Origin of the sequence: Thalassospira sp. CH_XMU1458 (assembly GCF_037027205.1) — a bacterium.
Taxonomy (GTDB): Bacteria; Pseudomonadota; Alphaproteobacteria; order Rhodospirillales; family Thalassospiraceae; genus Thalassospira; species Thalassospira tepidiphila.
Window position 1 is genome coordinate 1,417,273 of sequence record NZ_JAYMDW010000001.1, and the last position, 16,973, is coordinate 1,434,245.

The following is a 16,973-nucleotide window of genomic DNA, read 5'->3' on the forward strand; positions in this document are numbered from 1 at the left end:
TTTGGAGTCTCGATACGCGATAGCGTGTATCGGCTTGCATCACACACAGGGAGACTTGAAAAATGTTGAAAAAAGCACTTTCGACTGTCGCAGTCGCAGCGATCACCATGTCAGCCGGCTTTGCATCCGCTGAAGAAACCTGGGACATGGCAACGCCATATCCTGACGCGACTTTCCACACCCAGAACATCATTGAATTTGCCAAGGATGTGAATGAAGCATCTGGCGGTGAGCTGAGCATCACCGTTCATTCCGGTGGTTCGCTGTTCAAGCATGCTGACATCAAACGTTCGGTGCAGCGCGGCCTGGTGCCGATCGGCGAAACCCTGATTTCGCTGCTGGCCAACGAAAACCCGATCTACACCGTTGACGCGATCCCGTTCCTCGCGACGTCTTATGAAGACGCCAAGAAGCTTTGGGAAGTATCGCGCGAAGGCATCGAAGCAGCCCTCGCAAAAGACGGTCTTAAAGTTCTTTATGCTGTTCCGTGGCCGGCACAGGGCCTTTACACCGCAAACGAAGTTAACAGCGTTGCTGACCTCGATGGTGTCAAGTTCCGTGCCTATAACGCCACCACGTCCGAACTGGCATCGCTGACCGGCATGGTCGCGACCCAGGTTGAAGTTCCGGAAATCCCGACCGCCTTTGCAACCGGCATTGTCGAAGCGATGATCACGTCGCCGTCGACCGGTGCCAACTCCAAGGCATGGGACTTTGTTTCGAACTTCTATGACGTTCAGGCATGGCTTCCGAAAAACATGGTTATCGTAAGCGAAAGCGCATTCGATGGCCTGTCTGCTGACGTTCAGGCTGCTGTTCTTGAAGCGGCTACCAAAGCCGAAACCCGCGGCTGGGAAATGAGCATGGCAGAAGCCGAAGAGAAAAAGAAAATTCTCTCTGAAAACGGCATGAACGTTGCTGCGCCGAGTGCAGAACTCAAAGACGGTCTCGCAGCAGCTGGTGACAAAATGGTCGCTGGTTGGCTGGAAAAAACCGGCGATGAAGGCCAGGCCATCATCGACGCGTTCAAGAACTAAGCACCAGTTCTTGCCAATTGTCGGGGCCGGACGGCTGTCGTCCTCCGTTCGGTCCCGGACAATCCGCACATTTTAATGTTACTGTCCGTTAGGTACGATACGTCGCTTTGGGGATGATCGTTGGCGGAAAGGGGGACTGCTGTGCGCAGACTGCTAGATTATTTATTCAAATTCAGTGCCGTTTTGGCGGCCGCGTTCCTGGTAATCATTGCGCTGCTGATTCTCGCCCAGTCCTTGGGGCGTCTTGTCGGGATCGCCGTTCACGATGCCAATGAACTGGCCGGGTTCTCGCTTGCTGCCGGTACGTTCCTTGCCCTGGGTCCGGCGCTGCGCGCGGGCACTCACATCCGGGTCATGATCGTCCTTTCGCACCTTAAAGGCCGTGTCCGCCGAACAATGGAAGCGATCACGCTGTTGGCTGCGATCTATCTTGCCGGTTACTTCGCCTGGTGGATGGCGGTTCTGGCCGAGGAAAGCTTTTCGTATGGCGATACCTCGCCCGGCGTTCTGGCCTTCCCACTATGGATCCCGCAAACCGCCATGGCCTTTGGACTGGTTGTCTTTACCATCGCTCTGCTCGAAGCATTTGTTGATCTTCTGGCTGGCCGCGAACCCGCTTTTGTCGGCGGCGAAGCGAACGAACTGAACGAGTAGGGGGCGGTCATGGACGTACTTCAAATCGGTCTTATCCTGATGGGCCTGCTGTTCCTGTTTCTGGGCGCTGGTCTGTGGGTTGCACTTGCACTTTTTGCCATTGGCGTCTTTGCCATTGATGTTTTCACCAGTGCACAAACCGGTCCGATCATCGCGACCACAGCATGGTCAAGCCTTGCGACCTGGTCACTGGCACCGCTGCCACTGTTTATCTGGATGGGTGAAATCCTGTTTCGGTCCCGCCTGTCCGAAGACATGTTCACAGGTCTTGCCCCGTGGCTGAACAAACTTCCGGGTCGGTTGTTGCATGTAAATATTCTGGGCTGTGGTATCTTTGCCGCGGTGTCGGGGTCGTCGGCGGCAACGGCGGCCACCATCGGGCGCATGTCGATCCCGGAACTGCGTAAACAGGGCTATGCCGACAGCCTGATCCTTGGAACCCTTGCCGGTTCCGGTACACTGGGGCTTCTGATCCCGCCGTCGATCATTTTGATTGTCTATGGTGTTTCGGCTGAACTTTCGATCGCCCGTCTTTTCATTGCCGGCGTGATCCCCGGTGTCATGCTGATCATCATGTTCATGAGCTTCGTTGGCATATGGGCAACGATCAACAAGGACAAGATGCCTGAAGCGGCCCCCAGCATTCCGTTTGCTGAAAAGATCCGTGCATCCGGTCGCCTGATCCCGGTCATCGTTCTGATTGCGGCTGTCATCGGTTCGATCTATGGCGGGGTGGCAACCCCGACAGAGGCCGCGGCATTCGGTGTGGTCGGTGCGTTGATCCTCTCAGCGCTTAGCGGGTCGCTTTCCAAGGAAAGCCTGCTTGATGGCATCATGGGTGCCACCCGGACATCCTGCATGATCTGCTTTATCCTTGCGGGTGCCGCGGTGCTGACGGTTGCCATGGGCTTTACCGGTGTACCGCGTGAACTGGCAGCATGGATCGCCCAGATGGAGCTGTCGCCTTATGCGTTGCTCGGTGCGCTGACGATCTTCTTTATCGTTCTGGGATGTTTCCTGGACGGTATTTCGGTGGTGGTTCTGACAACCTCTGTGATCCTGCCGATGGTGCAGGCCGCTGGCATCGACCTTTTGTGGTTCGGCATCTATGTCGTGCTGGTGGTCGAAATGTCACAGATCACGCCACCGGTCGGCTTTAACCTTTTCGTTCTGCAAGGCCTGACAGGCAAGAACCTGTTCAAGATTGCAGTTGCTGCCTTGCCATTCTTCTTCCTGCTGTTGTTTGCCGCCCTTTTGATCACCGTATTTCCGGGGATCGTCACCTGGCTGCCAACGCAAATGAGTGGCTAACAGTTCATGATTTGAACTGACCAAAATACTCGAATTTTCTGACTACAGATGCCTGAAGGAGTGAGCATCATGGCCCCGCTCGACCAAAATTCGCCCGCCTCGCAGACCACCGGACAGCCGAAATGGCAGTTCTGGATCGATCGCGGCGGCACATTTACCGATATCGTTGCCCGCAAACCCAATGGCGCGCTTGTCACCCACAAACTGCTGTCGGAAAACCCCGAACGGTATAAGGACGCCGCCATTCAGGGCATCCGCGAACTGCTTGAAGTTGCCGACGGCGAAAAAATCCCGGCCGAGAAAATCGAAGCGGTCAAAATGGGCACCACGGTTGCAACCAACGCCCTGCTTGAACGCAAAGGCGACCGCACGGTTCTGGTCACCAACAAGGGCTTCCGCGATGCGCTGCGTCTGGCCTATCAGAACCGCCCGCGCCTGTTTGATCGCAACATCATTCTGCCCGAAACGCTTTATGAAACCGTGATCGAAACCGCTGGCCGTTTTGACGCACAGGGTCATGAACTCGAAGGGATGGACCTTGATACCCTTCGGGCCGACTTGCAGAAAGTCTATGACAGCGGCATTCGTGCCTGTGCCATCGTGTTCATGCATGGTTATCGCTATACCGCGCATGAACTGGCCGCCGAAAAGGTCGCCCGTGACATCGGCTTTACCCAGGTTTCTGTCAGCCATCAGGTCAGCCCGCTGATGAAGCTGGTATCGCGCGGCGATACCACGGTGGTGGATGCCTACCTGTCGCCGATCCTGCGTCGTTATGTTGATCAGGTCGCCTCCGAACTGGGTGGCGTGAAATTGATGTTCATGCAGTCCAATGGCGGTTTGACCGATGCGGTCAAGTTCCAGGGCAAGGATGCAATCTTGTCCGGTCCGGCTGGCGGTGTTGTCGGCATGGTCCGTACGGCAGAAATGGATGGCTTCAAACAGGTCATCGGTTTTGATATGGGCGGCACATCGACCGACGTTTCGCACTATGACGGCGAATACGAACGTGATTTCGAAACCCAGGTCGCCGGTGTGCGCATGCGCGCGCCGATGATGAAAATCCACACGGTTGCGGCCGGTGGCGGCTCGATCCTGCATTTCGATGGTGCGCGTTTCCGTGTTGGTCCGGACAGTGCCGGTGCAAACCCGGGACCAGCGGCCTATCGCCGTGGCGGTCCGCTGGCGGTAACTGATATCAACGTCATGCTGGGCAAGGTCCAGCCGGACTTCTTCCCGAATGTCTTTGGCCCCGAAGGCGACGAGCCACTTAATGCCGATGCGGTTCGCAAGGGCTTTGAGGAAATGGCGGCTGACATCGAAAAGAACACCGGCCAGATCCGCACCCCCGAAGAAGTCGCCGAAGGCTTCCTGCGCATTGCCGTAGAAAACATGGCAAACGCCATCAAGCAGATCTCGGTCCAGCGCGGCTATGACGTCAGCGACTATATCCTGCAGTGCTTTGGCGGTGCAGGTGGTCAGCATGCCTGTCAGGTTGCCGATACCCTTGGCATGACGAAGGTCTTTGTCCATCCGTTCGCCGGTGTTCTGTCGGCCTATGGCATGGGCCTTGCCGATATCCGTGCGATGCGTGAACAGGCGGTTGAGGGCAAACTTGCCGCCGAAGGCCTTGCAGATCTGGATAAGCAGCTTGATGCCTTGGCCGTTGATGCCTTGGCAGAACTGAAAGAACAGGGCATTTCGGATGACAAGATCAGCCTGCTGAAACGCCTGCATCTGCGCTATGACGGTACCGACACCCCGCTGATTGTTGATTTCGGCGATGTCGATGCCATCACGGCCCAGTTCGAAGAACAGCACAAACAGCGCTACGGCTTTGTCATGACCGGAAAGCCACTGGTGGTCGAGGCCGTCGCGGTTGAGGCGATTGGCGAAACCCAAAGCCTTCCGGCGTCGTCGGCTGAGCTTGATGGTGCGGAAGTTATGCTCAAGCCGCTTGCGACCCGTCCGGTCGTCTTTGATGGCAAAACCGAACAGACCCCGTTCTACAAACGAGAAAACCTGAAACCCGGTGCGACGGTCCGCGGCCCGGCTGTGATTGTGGAGCCGGTTGGCACCACCGTGATCGATCCGGGCTGGGAAGCCAAGGTCAACGGCCTTGATCATCTAATCCTGAACCGTGTCGTGCCGATGAAACGTTCAGAGGCGATTGGCACCCAGGCTGATCCAGTGATGCTTGAAGTGTTCAACAACCTGTTCATGAACATTGCCGAACAGATGGGTGTGACGCTTGCCAACACCTCATACTCGGTCAACATCAAGGAACGTCTGGACTTCTCATGTGCGGTGTTTGATCAGGAAGGCCTTCTGATCGCCAACGCCCCGCATATGCCCGTCCACCTTGGCTCAATGGGTGAGTCGGTTCAGGCGGTGATCAAAAACAACGACGGCAAAATGAAGCCGGGCGATGTTTATATGCTCAATGACCCGTATAACGGCGGTACGCACCTGCCTGACATCACACTGATTACCCCGGTGTTTGGCGATGATGGCAAGGAAGTGCTGTTCTATGTCGCATCGCGTGGTCACCACGCCGATGTTGGCGGCATTACGCCGGGCTCGATGGCGCCGAATTCGCGCGTTCTTGAAGAAGAAGGCGTTCTGATCAACAACTTCAAGCTGGTTGATCAGGGCACGTTCGATGAAAAAGGCCTGACCGATCTTCTTGAAGGTGCGAAATATCCGGCACGTAACCCCTATCAGAACATCGCCGATCTGCGCGCCCAGATCGCGGCCAATGAAAAGGGTGTGCAGGAACTGCGCAAGATGGTCGATCACTTTGGTCTTGATGTGGTGCATGCCTATATGCAGCACGTTCAGGACAACGCCGAAGAAAGCGTGCGTCGCGTGATTGATGTCCTGAAAGACGGCGAATATGCCTATGAAATGGACAATGGTGCGGTTGTCCGCGTCAAGGTGACTATCGACAAGGCAACCCGTTCGGCGACGGTTGATTTCACCGGCACGTCCGATCAGCTTGATAACAACTTCAACGCCCCGTCGGCTGTGACCCGCGCGGCTGTGTTGTATGTCTTCAGAACGCTTGTTGATGATGACATTCCGCTCAATGCCGGGTGCCTGAAGCCGGTCAATCTGATCGTGCCCGAAGGATCGATGCTTAACCCGCGTTATCCGGCCGCCGTTGTCGCCGGTAACGTTGAAACCAGCATGCATGTCACCGATACGCTCTATGCAGCCCTTGGCGTGCTTTCCGGTGGTCAGGGCACGATGAACAACTTCACCTGGGGCAACGATACGCACCAGTATTACGAAACCATCTGTGGCGGTACCGGTGCCGGTCCCGACTTTGATGGTACGGCAGCTGTTCATTCGCACATGACCAACTCGCGCCTGACCGATCCGGAAGTCCTTGAATGGCGCTTCCCGGTTCTGCTCGAAAGCTTTGAAATCCGGAAAGGATCAGGTGGTAAAGGCAAACACAAGGGTGGCGATGGTGCGATCCGTCGTGTGCGCTTCCTCGAAGACATGACCGCATCAATCCTGTCCAACCACCGTCGCGTGCCGGTTCAGGCCTGTGCAGGCGGGGAGCCCGGCCAGCTTGGCCGCAATGCCGTCGAACGCATCGATGGCACCGTGATCGAGCTTAAGGGCACCGATGGTGCGGAAATGCATCGGGGGGATGTCTTTGTCATTGAAACCCCGGGTGGTGGGGGCTACGGCAAGGCCTGATCGGCCCCTGCATTTTCAGATATCGCGGATCGGGAACGTGTTCCCCCCTTAAACACCTGTTTGTTTCCGGTCCCCAAAGCCGCCTTGCTTCCCTGTTGCAAGGCGGCTTTTTCATAGTAACGACCCGAAAAAATTCCCTTGAGCTTCGTTTGCAGTTGCTTCCTTCCAGAACTTCAATGCTAACTGGTGTTTGGCGACGATTAGCAGCCAGTATAGGTGTTGGTTCCTGCTTCCAGTGATAAGTTTCACATCAAGTGATGGGTCAAGTCCGACCTCTGCAACCATGTCTCGCCAAAGTTCAAAAATTTGCCTGCGCACATCGGGCATAGGACGGTTTTGGTCAATACGGTCTCGCCATCCGGGAACTAAGGCATCAAAATCAGATTTTTCGGATGTCAGGTTAAGTCCCAAGTTCCTCTGATGGTCCATTTTGCTGAAATGAATCAGCATATCAATACGCTTCAGCTGCGATAAAGTTTGAATGATTTCAAAGCTAAGAGTGCCCAGGCTAAAAGGGTCAATAAATGCGAAGTTCAACCCATATTCATTTACGGCTTGAACGTATTGTTTGGCCGCTGCTACAGCATCTCCCTCTAACTCAACAACTGGAGCCCCCAGTCTTCTCAAGCGTTCTGCACATGCGGAACGCAGTGTTGGGTCAATGTCAGAGATGTAAACTGTACTGAATGGGGCTTCGCCCTTGCGGCTGATTTTCCATGCAGCTACGGCACTTCCATCAACCCATTCGTTGGTGTTGCGTATTCTCGCTCGACCAGACCCACAGAACAAATCAACAAATGTCGCCGATTTTGCACGACCAGATAGGAACTTCTGCCGAGCTTTCCGAGAAATGTTAAGGTATCGGCTGAGGTAGTCATGTTTCTCGCAGGCCCACACGCCCACTTCTGATGCTGGTAGCCCATCATCAGCTTCAAAGATCTTACTTGTTTGGCTCATTCCCCCTCTCTAATGTTTAGGGTGTCATTTGAGCCAAGCGATTATCCCACTCAATACGCGTATTGGGGCATTTCATCCCAAGTTTGGCCTCTATAAATACGGCCGTTAGCTTTTTTGGAGCGACGTTTGTTGTCTGCTCCCCAAGTTCCCCACTGCTTAAAGAAAAAGGCAGTATTGTAGCTGCTGCAGTGTTTGTGAATTTCGTCCACCCACGCTTCTTTAATTGGTCGAGCGGAAGGACCGCTTTCTCCGCCCACGATTGCCCAATGAATATCCCGGAGGTTCACGCTCCCAACAGGTCCGATCAGCGGTTCAAACGAGACGAAACGTATAGCGGCAGGTACCTCACGAAGCTCTTGAATGCGGTGTGTTACGTTTTCATTTTCCACACTCGTTCCAAGCCATACATTTGGAAGTACGTTGGTAGTCCTAGAGCCAACAATCTCTAGCATCCTGTCGGGACGTTTTGTAAGTATTTGATAGTTGTGCCAGGGAGTTTCGCTCATTACCTCCCAAACTTTGAGAATGAAGTCTTCGCTAACACCTTCATGAAAAAGATCGCTCATGGAATTAACAAATATCTTTCTGGGCTTTTTCCAAGAGTAAGGTGTTTTCAAAGACTGATGGTCTTCAAATATCTCACCAGTCCAAACGGCTTTGCGGTTTATTGTTTTAGTTAATCCACGGTACTTATCCACTCGCATTGCGTCTAAGCGTTTAGCCATTCGCATCGCATAGCAGTTAGTGCAGCCAGCGGACATGACCGAGCAGCCTGCCACAGGGTTCCAAGTGGCGTCAGTCCATTCTATTTCGGTTTCAGCCATTGTTTATAACCTCGGGTTTAACAGGCGAGATAAATATAATTCTAAAATATTAACTCTAAACATTTTCGGTTTTCTTAATGTCGAATTATTTTGCAAGTCTTGGCGTTTATCTTCCTTATAAACCCCTGTTTTTCTTGATGTTGGTTCAAACGTTCCCACATTCAGATCAAATGGGGGGCAATTAGGGTTTAGACCCTGAAATCAACGACATTGCCATTGAGGCCCGTGATCAAATCAACGATGATCATGGATGTTGCTGCTATCTCGGATACGAAGGGTCAGATGCCTGCCCGCACAAGGCGGCTTTTCGTGGATCAGATCGGCCTGAACAGGACAGGAAGAGAGCACCGTGAAATTCTTCATTTTGAACCAGCGCTACTTCGTGATGACGGGTGTTGTGGTTTTGGCTTTGGCCTCTGTGATCTTGGCGTCGGCCGTTGATGTCTGGTTCTGGGTGCCTGCGGTGATTTTCGGGTTGCTGGTGCTGGTTGGTATTCACGACCTGTATCAGAACAAGCATTCCATCCTGCGCAACTACCCGATCAGTGCGCATATCCGCTTCATCCTCGAAAGCTTCCGTCCGGAAATCCGACAATACCTGCTTGAAAGCGATCAGGACGAAATCCCGTTCAGCCGTCAGGCACGCGGTCTTGTCTATCAGCGCGCCAAGGGTGTCGAAGACAAACGCCCGTTCGGCACGATCGAGGAAGTCTATAAATCCGGCTATTCATGGATCACCCATTCCGTCGCACCCAAGCACATCACCGATACCGATTTTCGGGTGCGCGTCGGCGGTCCGCATTGCAAGCAGCCCTATGATTGCAGCCTGTATAATATCTCTGCCATGAGCTTCGGTGCACTTTCCGGCAACGCAATCCTGGCGCTTAACAAGGGTGCCAAAAAGGGCGGCTTTGCCCATGATACCGGCGAAGGCAGCATTTCGCGCTATCACCGCGAAGGCGGTGGTGATCTGATCTATCAGGTGGCCTCGGGTTATTTCGGGGCGCGCAACGAAGATGGCAGTTTTTCCGAGGAAAAATTTGCCATAACCGCCGCCGACCCGCAGGTCAAAATGATCGAGGTCAAGCTCAGTCAGGGCGCAAAGCCCGGCCATGGTGGCATGTTGCCATCGGCCAAAATTACCGCCGAAATTGCCGAGGCGCGCGGTATCCCGATGGGGCAGGATTGCGTGTCGCCCGCGGCCCACAGTGTTTTCTCAACCCCGATTGGGCTGATGGAATTCATTGGCCGGTTGCGTGACCTTTCGGGGGGGAAGCCGGTTGGCTTTAAGCTCTGCATCGGGCACCGCCGCGAATTCATGTCGATCATAAAGGCGATGTTGAAAACCGGCATCACGCCCGATTTCATCGTCGTGGATGGCAAGGAAGGTGGTACCGGTGCCGCCCCGGTCGAATTTGCCAACCGGGTTGGGATGCCGATGCAAGAAGGCCTGACCTTTGTCCACAATGCCCTGCGGGGTGCTGGTGTCCGCGATCAGATCAAGATTGGTGCTGCCGGCAAGATCGTCTCGGCCTTTGATATTGCCCGTACCCTGGCGCTGGGCGCGGACTGGTGTAATGCCGCGCGTGGTTTCATGTTTGCTTTGGGCTGTATTCAAGCCCAAAGCTGCCATACCAACTGCTGCCCGGTCGGGATCGCAACACAGGATAAAATCCGCCAACGCGCCCTTGATCCGGGTGACAAAAGCGAACGTGTCGCACGCTTCCACAAAAATACCATGCATGCACTCGCCGAAATTACCGGTGCGGCCGGTTTGACTGATCCGCGCAACTTCATGCCCTATCACTTTATGGTGCGTCAGAAAGACAACGAGTTTGTTGATGGCAACGAAGCCTATCCCTACCTGCCCGAAGGCTTCCTGTTGCAAGATACCGAACTTCCGGAACTCCACGAATGGCATTCCCGTTGGGAACGTGCATCCGCTGAAACCTTCGATCCCAAGGAAATCCCGTTCGGCCCCTATAAACGGGCACAGGCGATTGCAGGGGAAAAAGCCGCGCAGTAGCATGGTTGCGAACCACGCCACCCAAACGGAGAGGACCAGATAGCACCAATGGTTGTTAAACGGATTGTCTCAAACTTTGCTGTGGATGATATCGCCAAGGCAGTTGCCTTCTACGAGGGCATTTTAGGCCTTGATACCGTAATGGATCATGGCTGGATCAGGACTTTTGCGGCAGCAGACCAAACCATGACCACACAGGTCAGTTTCGCCACCGAAGGTGGATCGGGGACACCCGTTCCCGACATGTCTATCGAGGTCGATAACCTTGATGATGTCCTTGGTAAAATGAAGGATGCCGGGATCGCAATCGAATATGGCCCGGCAGAAGAACCATGGGGTGTCAGGCGGTTTTACGTCCGCGACCCGTTTGGCAAGCTGGTCAATATTCTTGAGCACAAATGATCAAAACCCGGCTTTTGGGGCCGGGCTTTGCTACTAGCGTTGACATAGTTCTGCGCGAACCGCGAGCAATCCTTCACGGGTAATGCGGTAAGGTCCGCCGCGTTGTGATCGGATCAGTCGGCGTTTGCGCAGCTTCTTGAAGACTTCAAGCGTACAGGCGGTCAGAAACCAGCCGTCGCGGGTAATGCAATCTGCTTCAAGAACATGGTTTTTGCCGTCCTTGATCACTTTGATCAGGCCGCCTTGTGCGAGTGCATGCAACACGCGCTGTTCGTTCTTTGAAATATTCATCGGTCAGAGTCCGAAAACCAGTTGGGAAAACGGTTTTCGATCGGGACGGGCACAACAGTACCGGTCACGCGCACCCGGTTTAAGGTCGGGCAGGCGGTCCGATCTGCTGATCAGCGGTCTGGAAGCAGGAAAGACGCAAGGCTGTCAAACCGCGATCAGCGGCTGTGCCGGGACTCTGACATAAAATCTCCGATTAAGGTTCGGACGAAAAATTGTCCGATTGCGCGCATTTGTCAAGCGGCACGCTGCATTTCAATCATCGGGACTTTCTGGTCATTGATCGGGCCGGTGACCATAAAGCCGAACTTGCGGTAAAACGCCTTGGCGCGTTCATTGGCCGCCGGGACGGTCAGGCGCACATTGCTGCGCACACCGCGTTCGGCCAGGGCATCAAGGGCGGCAATCATCAATGCCTTGCCCGCACCAGTGCCTTGTGCTGCGGGATCAACAACGATCCAGCGGATTTCAGGGGCATCATGGATGGCAATGACATAGCCCAGAAGATTATCGTCGCGGGCGGCGACATAGACCGAGTGATTGTCAGACTGCACACTGGCGGAAAAGGCATCAACCGCCAATTCAATCACACTGCGGGCATGGATGCTGGTTGTCTCATCAAGGTCTTCGACCAGACAGCCGAGCTCTATCGTGCGTTCGGAAATCGCACGTATTTCAGGCAGGTCGTCTGCGGTGCCTTTGCGTATTTGCATGTCGTGCGCTCTAAGTCATTGTTCTTTCGGGTCAGACCCTTTGAGATCAGTTTCACTTAAAAACAATACCGGGAGGTTAATGACATACTGCCTTCAAGGGTGGGGATGACAGTTCGGATATGCGCAGGCAGTCGCTGGGCCAAGCGTTGGTGGGCGATTATTTGCGGCGGCTTTTTTTGTCGCGATACATCTCGAGATCGGCAATCGCCATCATGTCCTCAAGGCTTTTATCAAGCGGCTCGAAGAAGACCGACGCACCGGAACTGATTTGCGGTGTTTCGCGGATCGGGGATTTGGCGGTCGGCACGGTAAGTTTGACGTGATCAAGGGCGTTGCGCACACGGGTGACAATGGTCGTCAGATCGCCGCGATTGCGCACATAGCCGAGAACAGCGAATTCATCCCCGCCGATGCGCCCGCAAATATCAACCTCGCGGATGCTGTCTGTGATCGCCTTGCCAACGGCACGAAGGGCAGCATCCCCGGCGGCATGGCCGTAATCATCGTTCCAGTGTTTCATGTCATCAAGATCGATAAAGATGATCCCGATATTGTGGTGATAGCGTTTGGCGATGCGGATTTTCTGATGGGCCAGCATCTCAAACCCGGCGCGGTTGTTCATGCCGGTCAGCGGATCGGTCATCGAGAGGTTGCGCATGATTTCGTATTGCTCGTACAGGCGCAAATCGGCTTCGATCAGGTCGCGAAAGACCTCCATCAATTCCTGCAACGGGTTTTCATACTGCGTGGCTTTGGTGTCAAACACGCAAAGGGTCCCGAAAACCAGGCCATTTGGCCACAAAAGCGGCACCCCGAAATAGGAAATATAGCCTTCCTCGACGACTTCGGGATTGTCGGCCCATTCGGGCTTGTTGCTGGCGTCGGGTTCGTAAAAGGCTGACTTTGTGGCAACCACCCGGCGGCAATACAAATTGGCGTCAAGCGATTGCGGTTTTCCCGAAACTTCGGGAAACGGATTTTCCGGGTTCTTGCTTGTCAGGGCGGCGCGAAAACCGATCTTGTCATTATATTCGACAACATATCCGGCCGTGGCACCAAGAAGCTGCGTCATCAGGTCGACGACACGTTGCCACTTATCAAGCGACGCCTTCATCACCTCGTCCTGAGTGATCCAGTCGAATTTCCTAAGCAAGACCATCGCAAGTGCCTTTGTCCGAAGCCGATCAATCATCCTGATCGCCGTAATATACATTATAGCATGGTATTATTAGGACTATACGAAACCTCTTAACAAAATGCTTTCGCTTCAACATCTTGACGAGGGTGTTTCAGTCTCACGTATAGTTCTGCAAAATTGATGGTCTTTGGTGACTTTGGGGGCGCTTGTCGTGTTTTTGCCCCTTTTTCTTGCGATTGAAACCGCGAGGTTCCAAACTTGGCCGTAAAGCACGGTTAGTTCAGAAAAGCAGGAGACGCCCAGATGGCAGACGTGATCGATTATACGATCCATGGCGAAGAGATGCAGCTGGTTGAAATCGAACTCGATCCGGGCGAGGGCGTCCGGGCAGAAGCTGGCGCCATGATGTATATGAGCGATGGCATCGCCATGCAGACCGGTACCGGTGGCGGGCTGTTTTCCGGCTTCAAGCGCATGCTGACGGGCGAGGGATTCTTTATCACAAGCTTTGTCCATGAAGGATCGGGCAAGGGGCATGTCGCCTTTGCCGCCCCCTATCCGGGCAAGGTGGTGCTGCTTGATCTGGGTGAACATGGTGGTGAGATTATCTGTCAGAAGGATGCGTTTCTGTGCGCGGCATCGGGCATAGATATTGATATCGCCTTTTCCAAAAAACTCGGCGCAGGTCTTTTCGGTGGGGAGGGCTTTATCCTTCAACGGCTGAGCGGCGATGGCCTGGCCTTCATGCATGCGGGCGGCACGATTATTCGCAAGGATCTTAAGCCGGGCCAGACGCTTCGGGTGGATACCGGTGCGTTGGTCGCGATGACGCCATCGGTTGATTATTCGATCAAGTTTGTTGGCGGGTTTACCAACGCGCTGTTCGGCGGCGAAGGCCTGTTCGTCACGACCCTGGAAGGGCCGGGGACAGTTTGGCTGCAAAGCCTGCCATTCGCGCGTCTGGCAGACCGGATTGCCGCCGCCCTGCCACAGGATCGCAACAAGGGCTAGGGCATCGGGCCCTGCGTAATCCGATGCCGTTTCATGGTGTCAAAAACGGGTGGAGATATCGCCAGAACTTGGGCTTGCGCGATATCTCCACATCCTTTTCAGATCCCGACCGTAAGAATTTTTTGCAAGGTTTGGGCAAAAGGTAATACCAATTTCGGGCATCTCGGCGTAGGGTGTTTGCCAAATTTCTATCCGGTGCTGTCTTCCCCACAGATTTGAGGCGCACCGGGAAGCGACAGCCGCCATCAGGACCACACAGGCCGAAAGAGTAAAATCATGTCAGTTCGTGAATATGAACGTATCGAAACCCCGGAAAGTCTGATCAACGCCTTGCGCGAGATGCTTGGTGATCGGCTTTCGACGGCCGCATCCGTGCTTGAACAGCATGGCAAGGACGAAAGCTGGCATGAAGCATCGCCACCGGATGCTGTGGTCTTTGCCCACTCGACCGAGGAAGTGGCCGAGGTGGTCAAGCTGTGTGCTGCGCACGAAGTTCCGATTGTGCCGTTTGGTACCGGTTCGTCGCTTGAAGGGCATGTCGCCGCCCTGCGTGGGGGTATCTGCATTGACGTTTCACAGATGAACAACATCCTTGAGGTTAATAACGAGGATCTTGATTGCCGCGTTCAGGCCGGTGTGACCCGTGAACAGCTGAATGATCATCTGCGCGATACCGGGTTGTTCTTCCCGATTGATCCGGGTGCCAATGCCTCCATCGGCGGGATGACGGCGACCCGTGCGTCAGGTACCAATGCGGTGCGATATGGCACGATGCGTGAAAACGTCCTTAGCCTGACCGTGGTGACCCCGGATGGCAAAATCATCAAAACGGCCAACCGCGCGCGTAAATCATCAGCCGGTTATGACCTGACCCGTCTGTTTGTCGGTTCCGAAGGAACGCTGGGTGTTATCACCGAAATCGGCCTGAAGCTGTATGGTATCCCCGAGGCGATGTCGGCCGCCGTCTGCGCCTTCCCGACGGTGGAAGATGCGGTTAACACCGTCATCCTGACCATCCAGGCTGGCATTCCTGTCGCCCGTATCGAGTTCCTTGATCCGTTGCAGGTCCGTGCAGTGAATAACTATTCCAAGCTGGACCACAAGGAAGCCCCGACCCTGTTCTTCGAATTCCATGGCACCGAAGCCGGGGTGAAGGAACAGGCAGAATTCGTCCAATCGGTTGCCGAGGAATTCGGTGCCGAGGAATTCCAGTGGGCCACCCGCCAGGAAGACCGCAACAAGCTTTGGGCCGCACGTCACAAGGCCTATTACGCGTCGCTTCAGCTTGAACCGGGCAAGGCCGGCATGCCGACCGATGTCTGTGTGCCGATTTCCAAACTGGCCGAGGCAATTTCTGAAACCCGTGCTGATTGCGATGCCAGCCCGCTGACCTGCACGATCATCGGTCATGTCGGCGATGGCAACTTCCACACCCTGATCCTGCTGGATCCCGAGGATCCGGCCCAGATGGAAGAAGCCAACCGTCTGCACAAGCGCATGGTCGAACGGGCGCTTAAACTTGGCGGCACCTGCACCGGCGAACATGGCATTGGCTATGGCAAGCTTGATTTCATGGTGACAGAGCATGGCGAAGACACCATTGCCGTCATGCGGGCGATCAAAAACGCCCTTGATCCCAAAGGTCTGATGAATCCGGGCAAGCTGATCCCGGGTCTTTGATATCATCAGACCAATAGGGATATCTCATTGAAAACGGGGCCATTTGGCCCCGTTTTTGTTTTCGGATCAGAACCGGAAGGAAAGCGAAAGCGACCCGAACTGGTCCGCCCCGCTTTGGGCGGTGAATTCCGGGGTGCGATAAACATGGGTGTAGGTCAGGCGCGCCTGACCGATGATCACGGCAAGACCGATCTGCAAATCACCAACCCATGGTTCCTTATCGACCGAAGCACTGTCAGCAAAGGTGTTGCCATCAAGGGTGATGTCACGCGCCACATAACGCCCGGCAAAACCGGCAAAGACATAACCGCTCAGCGGGAAGCCTTCGGTGTCGGGAACAAAGAAATCCGATCCCGGCAGGCTGGGGCGGATGCGCGGCGGGCCATAATCAGCCGGCAGGTCAAAGCCCATCCGGAACATCGTGCCCAGTTCCGCATTGGTAAAGGCGTTGCCCAGCGTCACGGCCCCGTGCGGGGTGGCGTCAAATTCAACACCCAACAGATCGGCTTCGAACCAGCCACGATATTTCCGTTCATAGGTCAGGCCAATTATCGGTTCGTTCTTGATCTGATTGTCCCAGCCTTCGGGGTGGGGGCTATTGATTTGCTTATGCACAAACGACTGCGTTTCATCGGCAAGCGATGCCGGACCAACCACGCCAAGGGTCAGTTCCAGCGTATCAATGCGCGAATAGTTACTATCCGATCCATTTTTCTGCAGACCAGTATCCGACAAAAGCCCCGCCGTGCCATACAGCATCCCGGCCCATGGGCGGTCATTGGGCTGATTTTCAGCAACCGTGATGTCGTCGGGCGTGTACATGGTCTGGCCCAAAGAATAGCTGGTGCGAATGCGCCCCTCGGATGCGAAAAACGGGATTTGCTTGGCAACGTTCAGAAAGCTCGCCGGGGCATTATCCTCTGGCGAGATAAAGGCAAGCCGCACACCGTTGGTGTAATGCTGATCACTGTTTGTCGGCGTGAACAGATCGTTTTCAACCGAAAGCGATACACCCCATTTGTCATCCGGGGTCCGGGTAGATTGCGGGCCATCGGCTGTATTGGTTTGTGCAAAAGCCCCTTGGGTACCCGCAAGCAGCGCGAACAGGGATGCGGAAACGGCGATAACGTGGCGGAGCGCACGGGCTTGATGCATGATCAAAAATAACTCGTAAATGCAGATGGTTGCCAGATGCTGATCTGTTGCCGACTGATCTTGGAC

14 protein-coding genes are annotated in these 16,973 nt (G+C 54.7%); 8 read left to right on the forward strand and 6 right to left on the reverse strand.

Going from position 1 to position 16,973, the window contains the following annotated elements:
- The first annotated feature begins 62 nt into the window (after positions 1-62).
- From WBY09_RS06315 to WBY09_RS06330, 4 genes are all read left to right on the forward strand, one after another.
- The gene (locus WBY09_RS06315) at positions 63-1,037 is read left to right on the forward strand and encodes a TRAP transporter substrate-binding protein (RefSeq protein WP_336232271.1); all 975 of its coding nucleotides are present in this window, start codon (positions 63-65) and stop codon (positions 1,035-1,037) included.
- A 141-nt stretch (positions 1,038-1,178) separates the two neighbouring features.
- Positions 1,179-1,691 carry a TRAP transporter small permease gene (locus tag WBY09_RS06320; protein ID WP_063088856.1) on the forward strand — a complete coding sequence of 171 codons (513 nt, stop codon included), beginning with the start codon at positions 1,179-1,181 and terminating at the stop codon, positions 1,689-1,691.
- A gap of 9 nt (positions 1,692-1,700) precedes the next feature.
- Positions 1,701-3,002: a TRAP transporter large permease gene (locus WBY09_RS06325; protein ID WP_008889618.1), complete on the forward strand. Its 1,302-nt coding sequence runs from the start codon at positions 1,701-1,703 to the stop codon at positions 3,000-3,002.
- Positions 3,003-3,071: 69 nt separating this feature from the next.
- A complete protein-coding gene (locus WBY09_RS06330; RefSeq protein WP_063088857.1) occupies positions 3,072-6,713 on the forward strand; it encodes a hydantoinase B/oxoprolinase family protein in 3,642 nt (1,213 codons plus the stop codon).
- Between the two features lie 111 nt (positions 6,714-6,824).
- Here the strand turns inward: WBY09_RS06330 and WBY09_RS06335 are convergent, their stop codons facing one another.
- Both WBY09_RS06335 and WBY09_RS06340 read right to left on the reverse strand, forming a co-directional pair.
- Complete coding sequence (locus WBY09_RS06335; protein WP_336232272.1) at positions 6,825-7,670, reverse strand: three-Cys-motif partner protein TcmP; 846 nt, start codon at positions 7,668-7,670, stop codon at positions 6,825-6,827.
- Positions 7,671-7,720: 50 nt separating this feature from the next.
- Positions 7,721-8,494 carry a DUF5131 family protein gene (locus WBY09_RS06340; protein WP_336232273.1) on the reverse strand — a complete coding sequence of 258 codons (774 nt, stop codon included), beginning with the start codon at positions 8,492-8,494 and terminating at the stop codon, positions 7,721-7,723.
- A gap of 349 nt (positions 8,495-8,843) precedes the next feature.
- Between WBY09_RS06340 and WBY09_RS06345 the strand changes: the two genes are divergently transcribed.
- Positions 8,844-10,520 (forward strand): FMN-binding glutamate synthase family protein, encoded by a 1,677-nt coding sequence (locus tag WBY09_RS06345; RefSeq protein ID WP_008889620.1) that lies wholly within the window; start codon positions 8,844-8,846, stop codon positions 10,518-10,520.
- Between the two features lie 48 nt (positions 10,521-10,568).
- Positions 10,569-10,922: a VOC family protein gene (locus WBY09_RS06350; RefSeq protein WP_197145583.1), complete on the forward strand. Its 354-nt coding sequence runs from the start codon at positions 10,569-10,571 to the stop codon at positions 10,920-10,922.
- Between the two features lie 33 nt (positions 10,923-10,955).
- Here WBY09_RS06350 and WBY09_RS06355 read toward each other — a convergent pair whose 3' ends face one another.
- The 3 genes from WBY09_RS06355 to WBY09_RS06365 all read right to left on the reverse strand — a co-directional run bounded on the left by WBY09_RS06355 (position 10,956) and on the right by WBY09_RS06365 (position 13,115).
- Entirely contained in the window at positions 10,956-11,213 is a 258-nt protein-coding gene (locus tag WBY09_RS06355; RefSeq protein WP_197145582.1) for a YjhX family toxin, read from the reverse strand.
- Positions 11,214-11,446: 233 nt separating this feature from the next.
- Positions 11,447-11,923: a GNAT family N-acetyltransferase gene (locus WBY09_RS06360; RefSeq protein ID WP_197145581.1), complete on the reverse strand. Its 477-nt coding sequence runs from the start codon at positions 11,921-11,923 to the stop codon at positions 11,447-11,449.
- Positions 11,924-12,080: 157 nt separating this feature from the next.
- On the reverse strand, positions 12,081-13,115 hold the full coding sequence (locus WBY09_RS06365) for a sensor domain-containing diguanylate cyclase (protein ID WP_252723964.1): 1,035 nt from the start codon (positions 13,113-13,115) through the stop codon (positions 12,081-12,083).
- A 249-nt stretch (positions 13,116-13,364) separates the two neighbouring features.
- Between WBY09_RS06365 and WBY09_RS06370 the strand changes: the two genes are divergently transcribed.
- Positions 13,365-14,072 (forward strand): TIGR00266 family protein, encoded by a 708-nt coding sequence (locus WBY09_RS06370; protein ID WP_336232275.1) that lies wholly within the window; start codon positions 13,365-13,367, stop codon positions 14,070-14,072.
- Positions 14,073-14,348: 276 nt separating this feature from the next.
- Positions 14,349-15,752: an FAD-linked oxidase C-terminal domain-containing protein gene (locus tag WBY09_RS06375; RefSeq protein WP_197145580.1), complete on the forward strand. Its 1,404-nt coding sequence runs from the start codon at positions 14,349-14,351 to the stop codon at positions 15,750-15,752.
- 66 nt (positions 15,753-15,818) lie between these two features.
- On the opposite strand, the gene WBY09_RS06380 is transcribed toward WBY09_RS06375, so the two are convergent.
- The gene (locus WBY09_RS06380; RefSeq protein ID WP_197145579.1) at positions 15,819-16,907 is read right to left on the reverse strand and encodes a lipid A deacylase LpxR family protein; all 1,089 of its coding nucleotides are present in this window, start codon (positions 16,905-16,907) and stop codon (positions 15,819-15,821) included.
- Between the last annotated feature and the right edge of the window lie 66 nt (positions 16,908-16,973).

Excerpts from the sequence above, each read along its gene's own strand:
- WBY09_RS06330 (WP_063088857.1), top strand. The coding sequence starts at position 3,072 with ATGGCCCCGCTCGACCAAAATTCGCCCGCCTCGCAGACCACCGGACAG.
- WBY09_RS06350 (WP_197145583.1), top strand. The coding sequence starts at position 10,569 with ATGGTTGTTAAACGGATTGTCTCAAACTTTGCTGTGGATGATATCGCC.
- WBY09_RS06365 (WP_252723964.1), bottom strand. The coding sequence starts at position 13,115 with ATGATTGATCGGCTTCGGACAAAGGCACTTGCGATGGTCTTGCTTAGG.
- WBY09_RS06380 (WP_197145579.1), bottom strand. The coding sequence starts at position 16,907 with ATGCATCAAGCCCGTGCGCTCCGCCACGTTATCGCCGTTTCCGCATCC.
- WBY09_RS06375 (WP_197145580.1), top strand. The coding sequence starts at position 14,349 with ATGTCAGTTCGTGAATATGAACGTATCGAAACCCCGGAAAGTCTGATC.
- WBY09_RS06325 (WP_008889618.1), top strand. The coding sequence starts at position 1,701 with ATGGACGTACTTCAAATCGGTCTTATCCTGATGGGCCTGCTGTTCCTG.
- WBY09_RS06340 (WP_336232273.1), bottom strand. The coding sequence starts at position 8,494 with ATGGCTGAAACCGAAATAGAATGGACTGACGCCACTTGGAACCCTGTG.
- WBY09_RS06315 (WP_336232271.1), top strand. The coding sequence starts at position 63 with ATGTTGAAAAAAGCACTTTCGACTGTCGCAGTCGCAGCGATCACCATG.
- WBY09_RS06335 (WP_336232272.1), bottom strand. The coding sequence starts at position 7,670 with ATGAGCCAAACAAGTAAGATCTTTGAAGCTGATGATGGGCTACCAGCA.
- WBY09_RS06370 (WP_336232275.1), top strand. The coding sequence starts at position 13,365 with ATGGCAGACGTGATCGATTATACGATCCATGGCGAAGAGATGCAGCTG.
- WBY09_RS06360 (WP_197145581.1), bottom strand. The coding sequence starts at position 11,923 with ATGCAAATACGCAAAGGCACCGCAGACGACCTGCCTGAAATACGTGCG.
- WBY09_RS06355 (WP_197145582.1), bottom strand. The coding sequence starts at position 11,213 with ATGAATATTTCAAAGAACGAACAGCGCGTGTTGCATGCACTCGCACAA.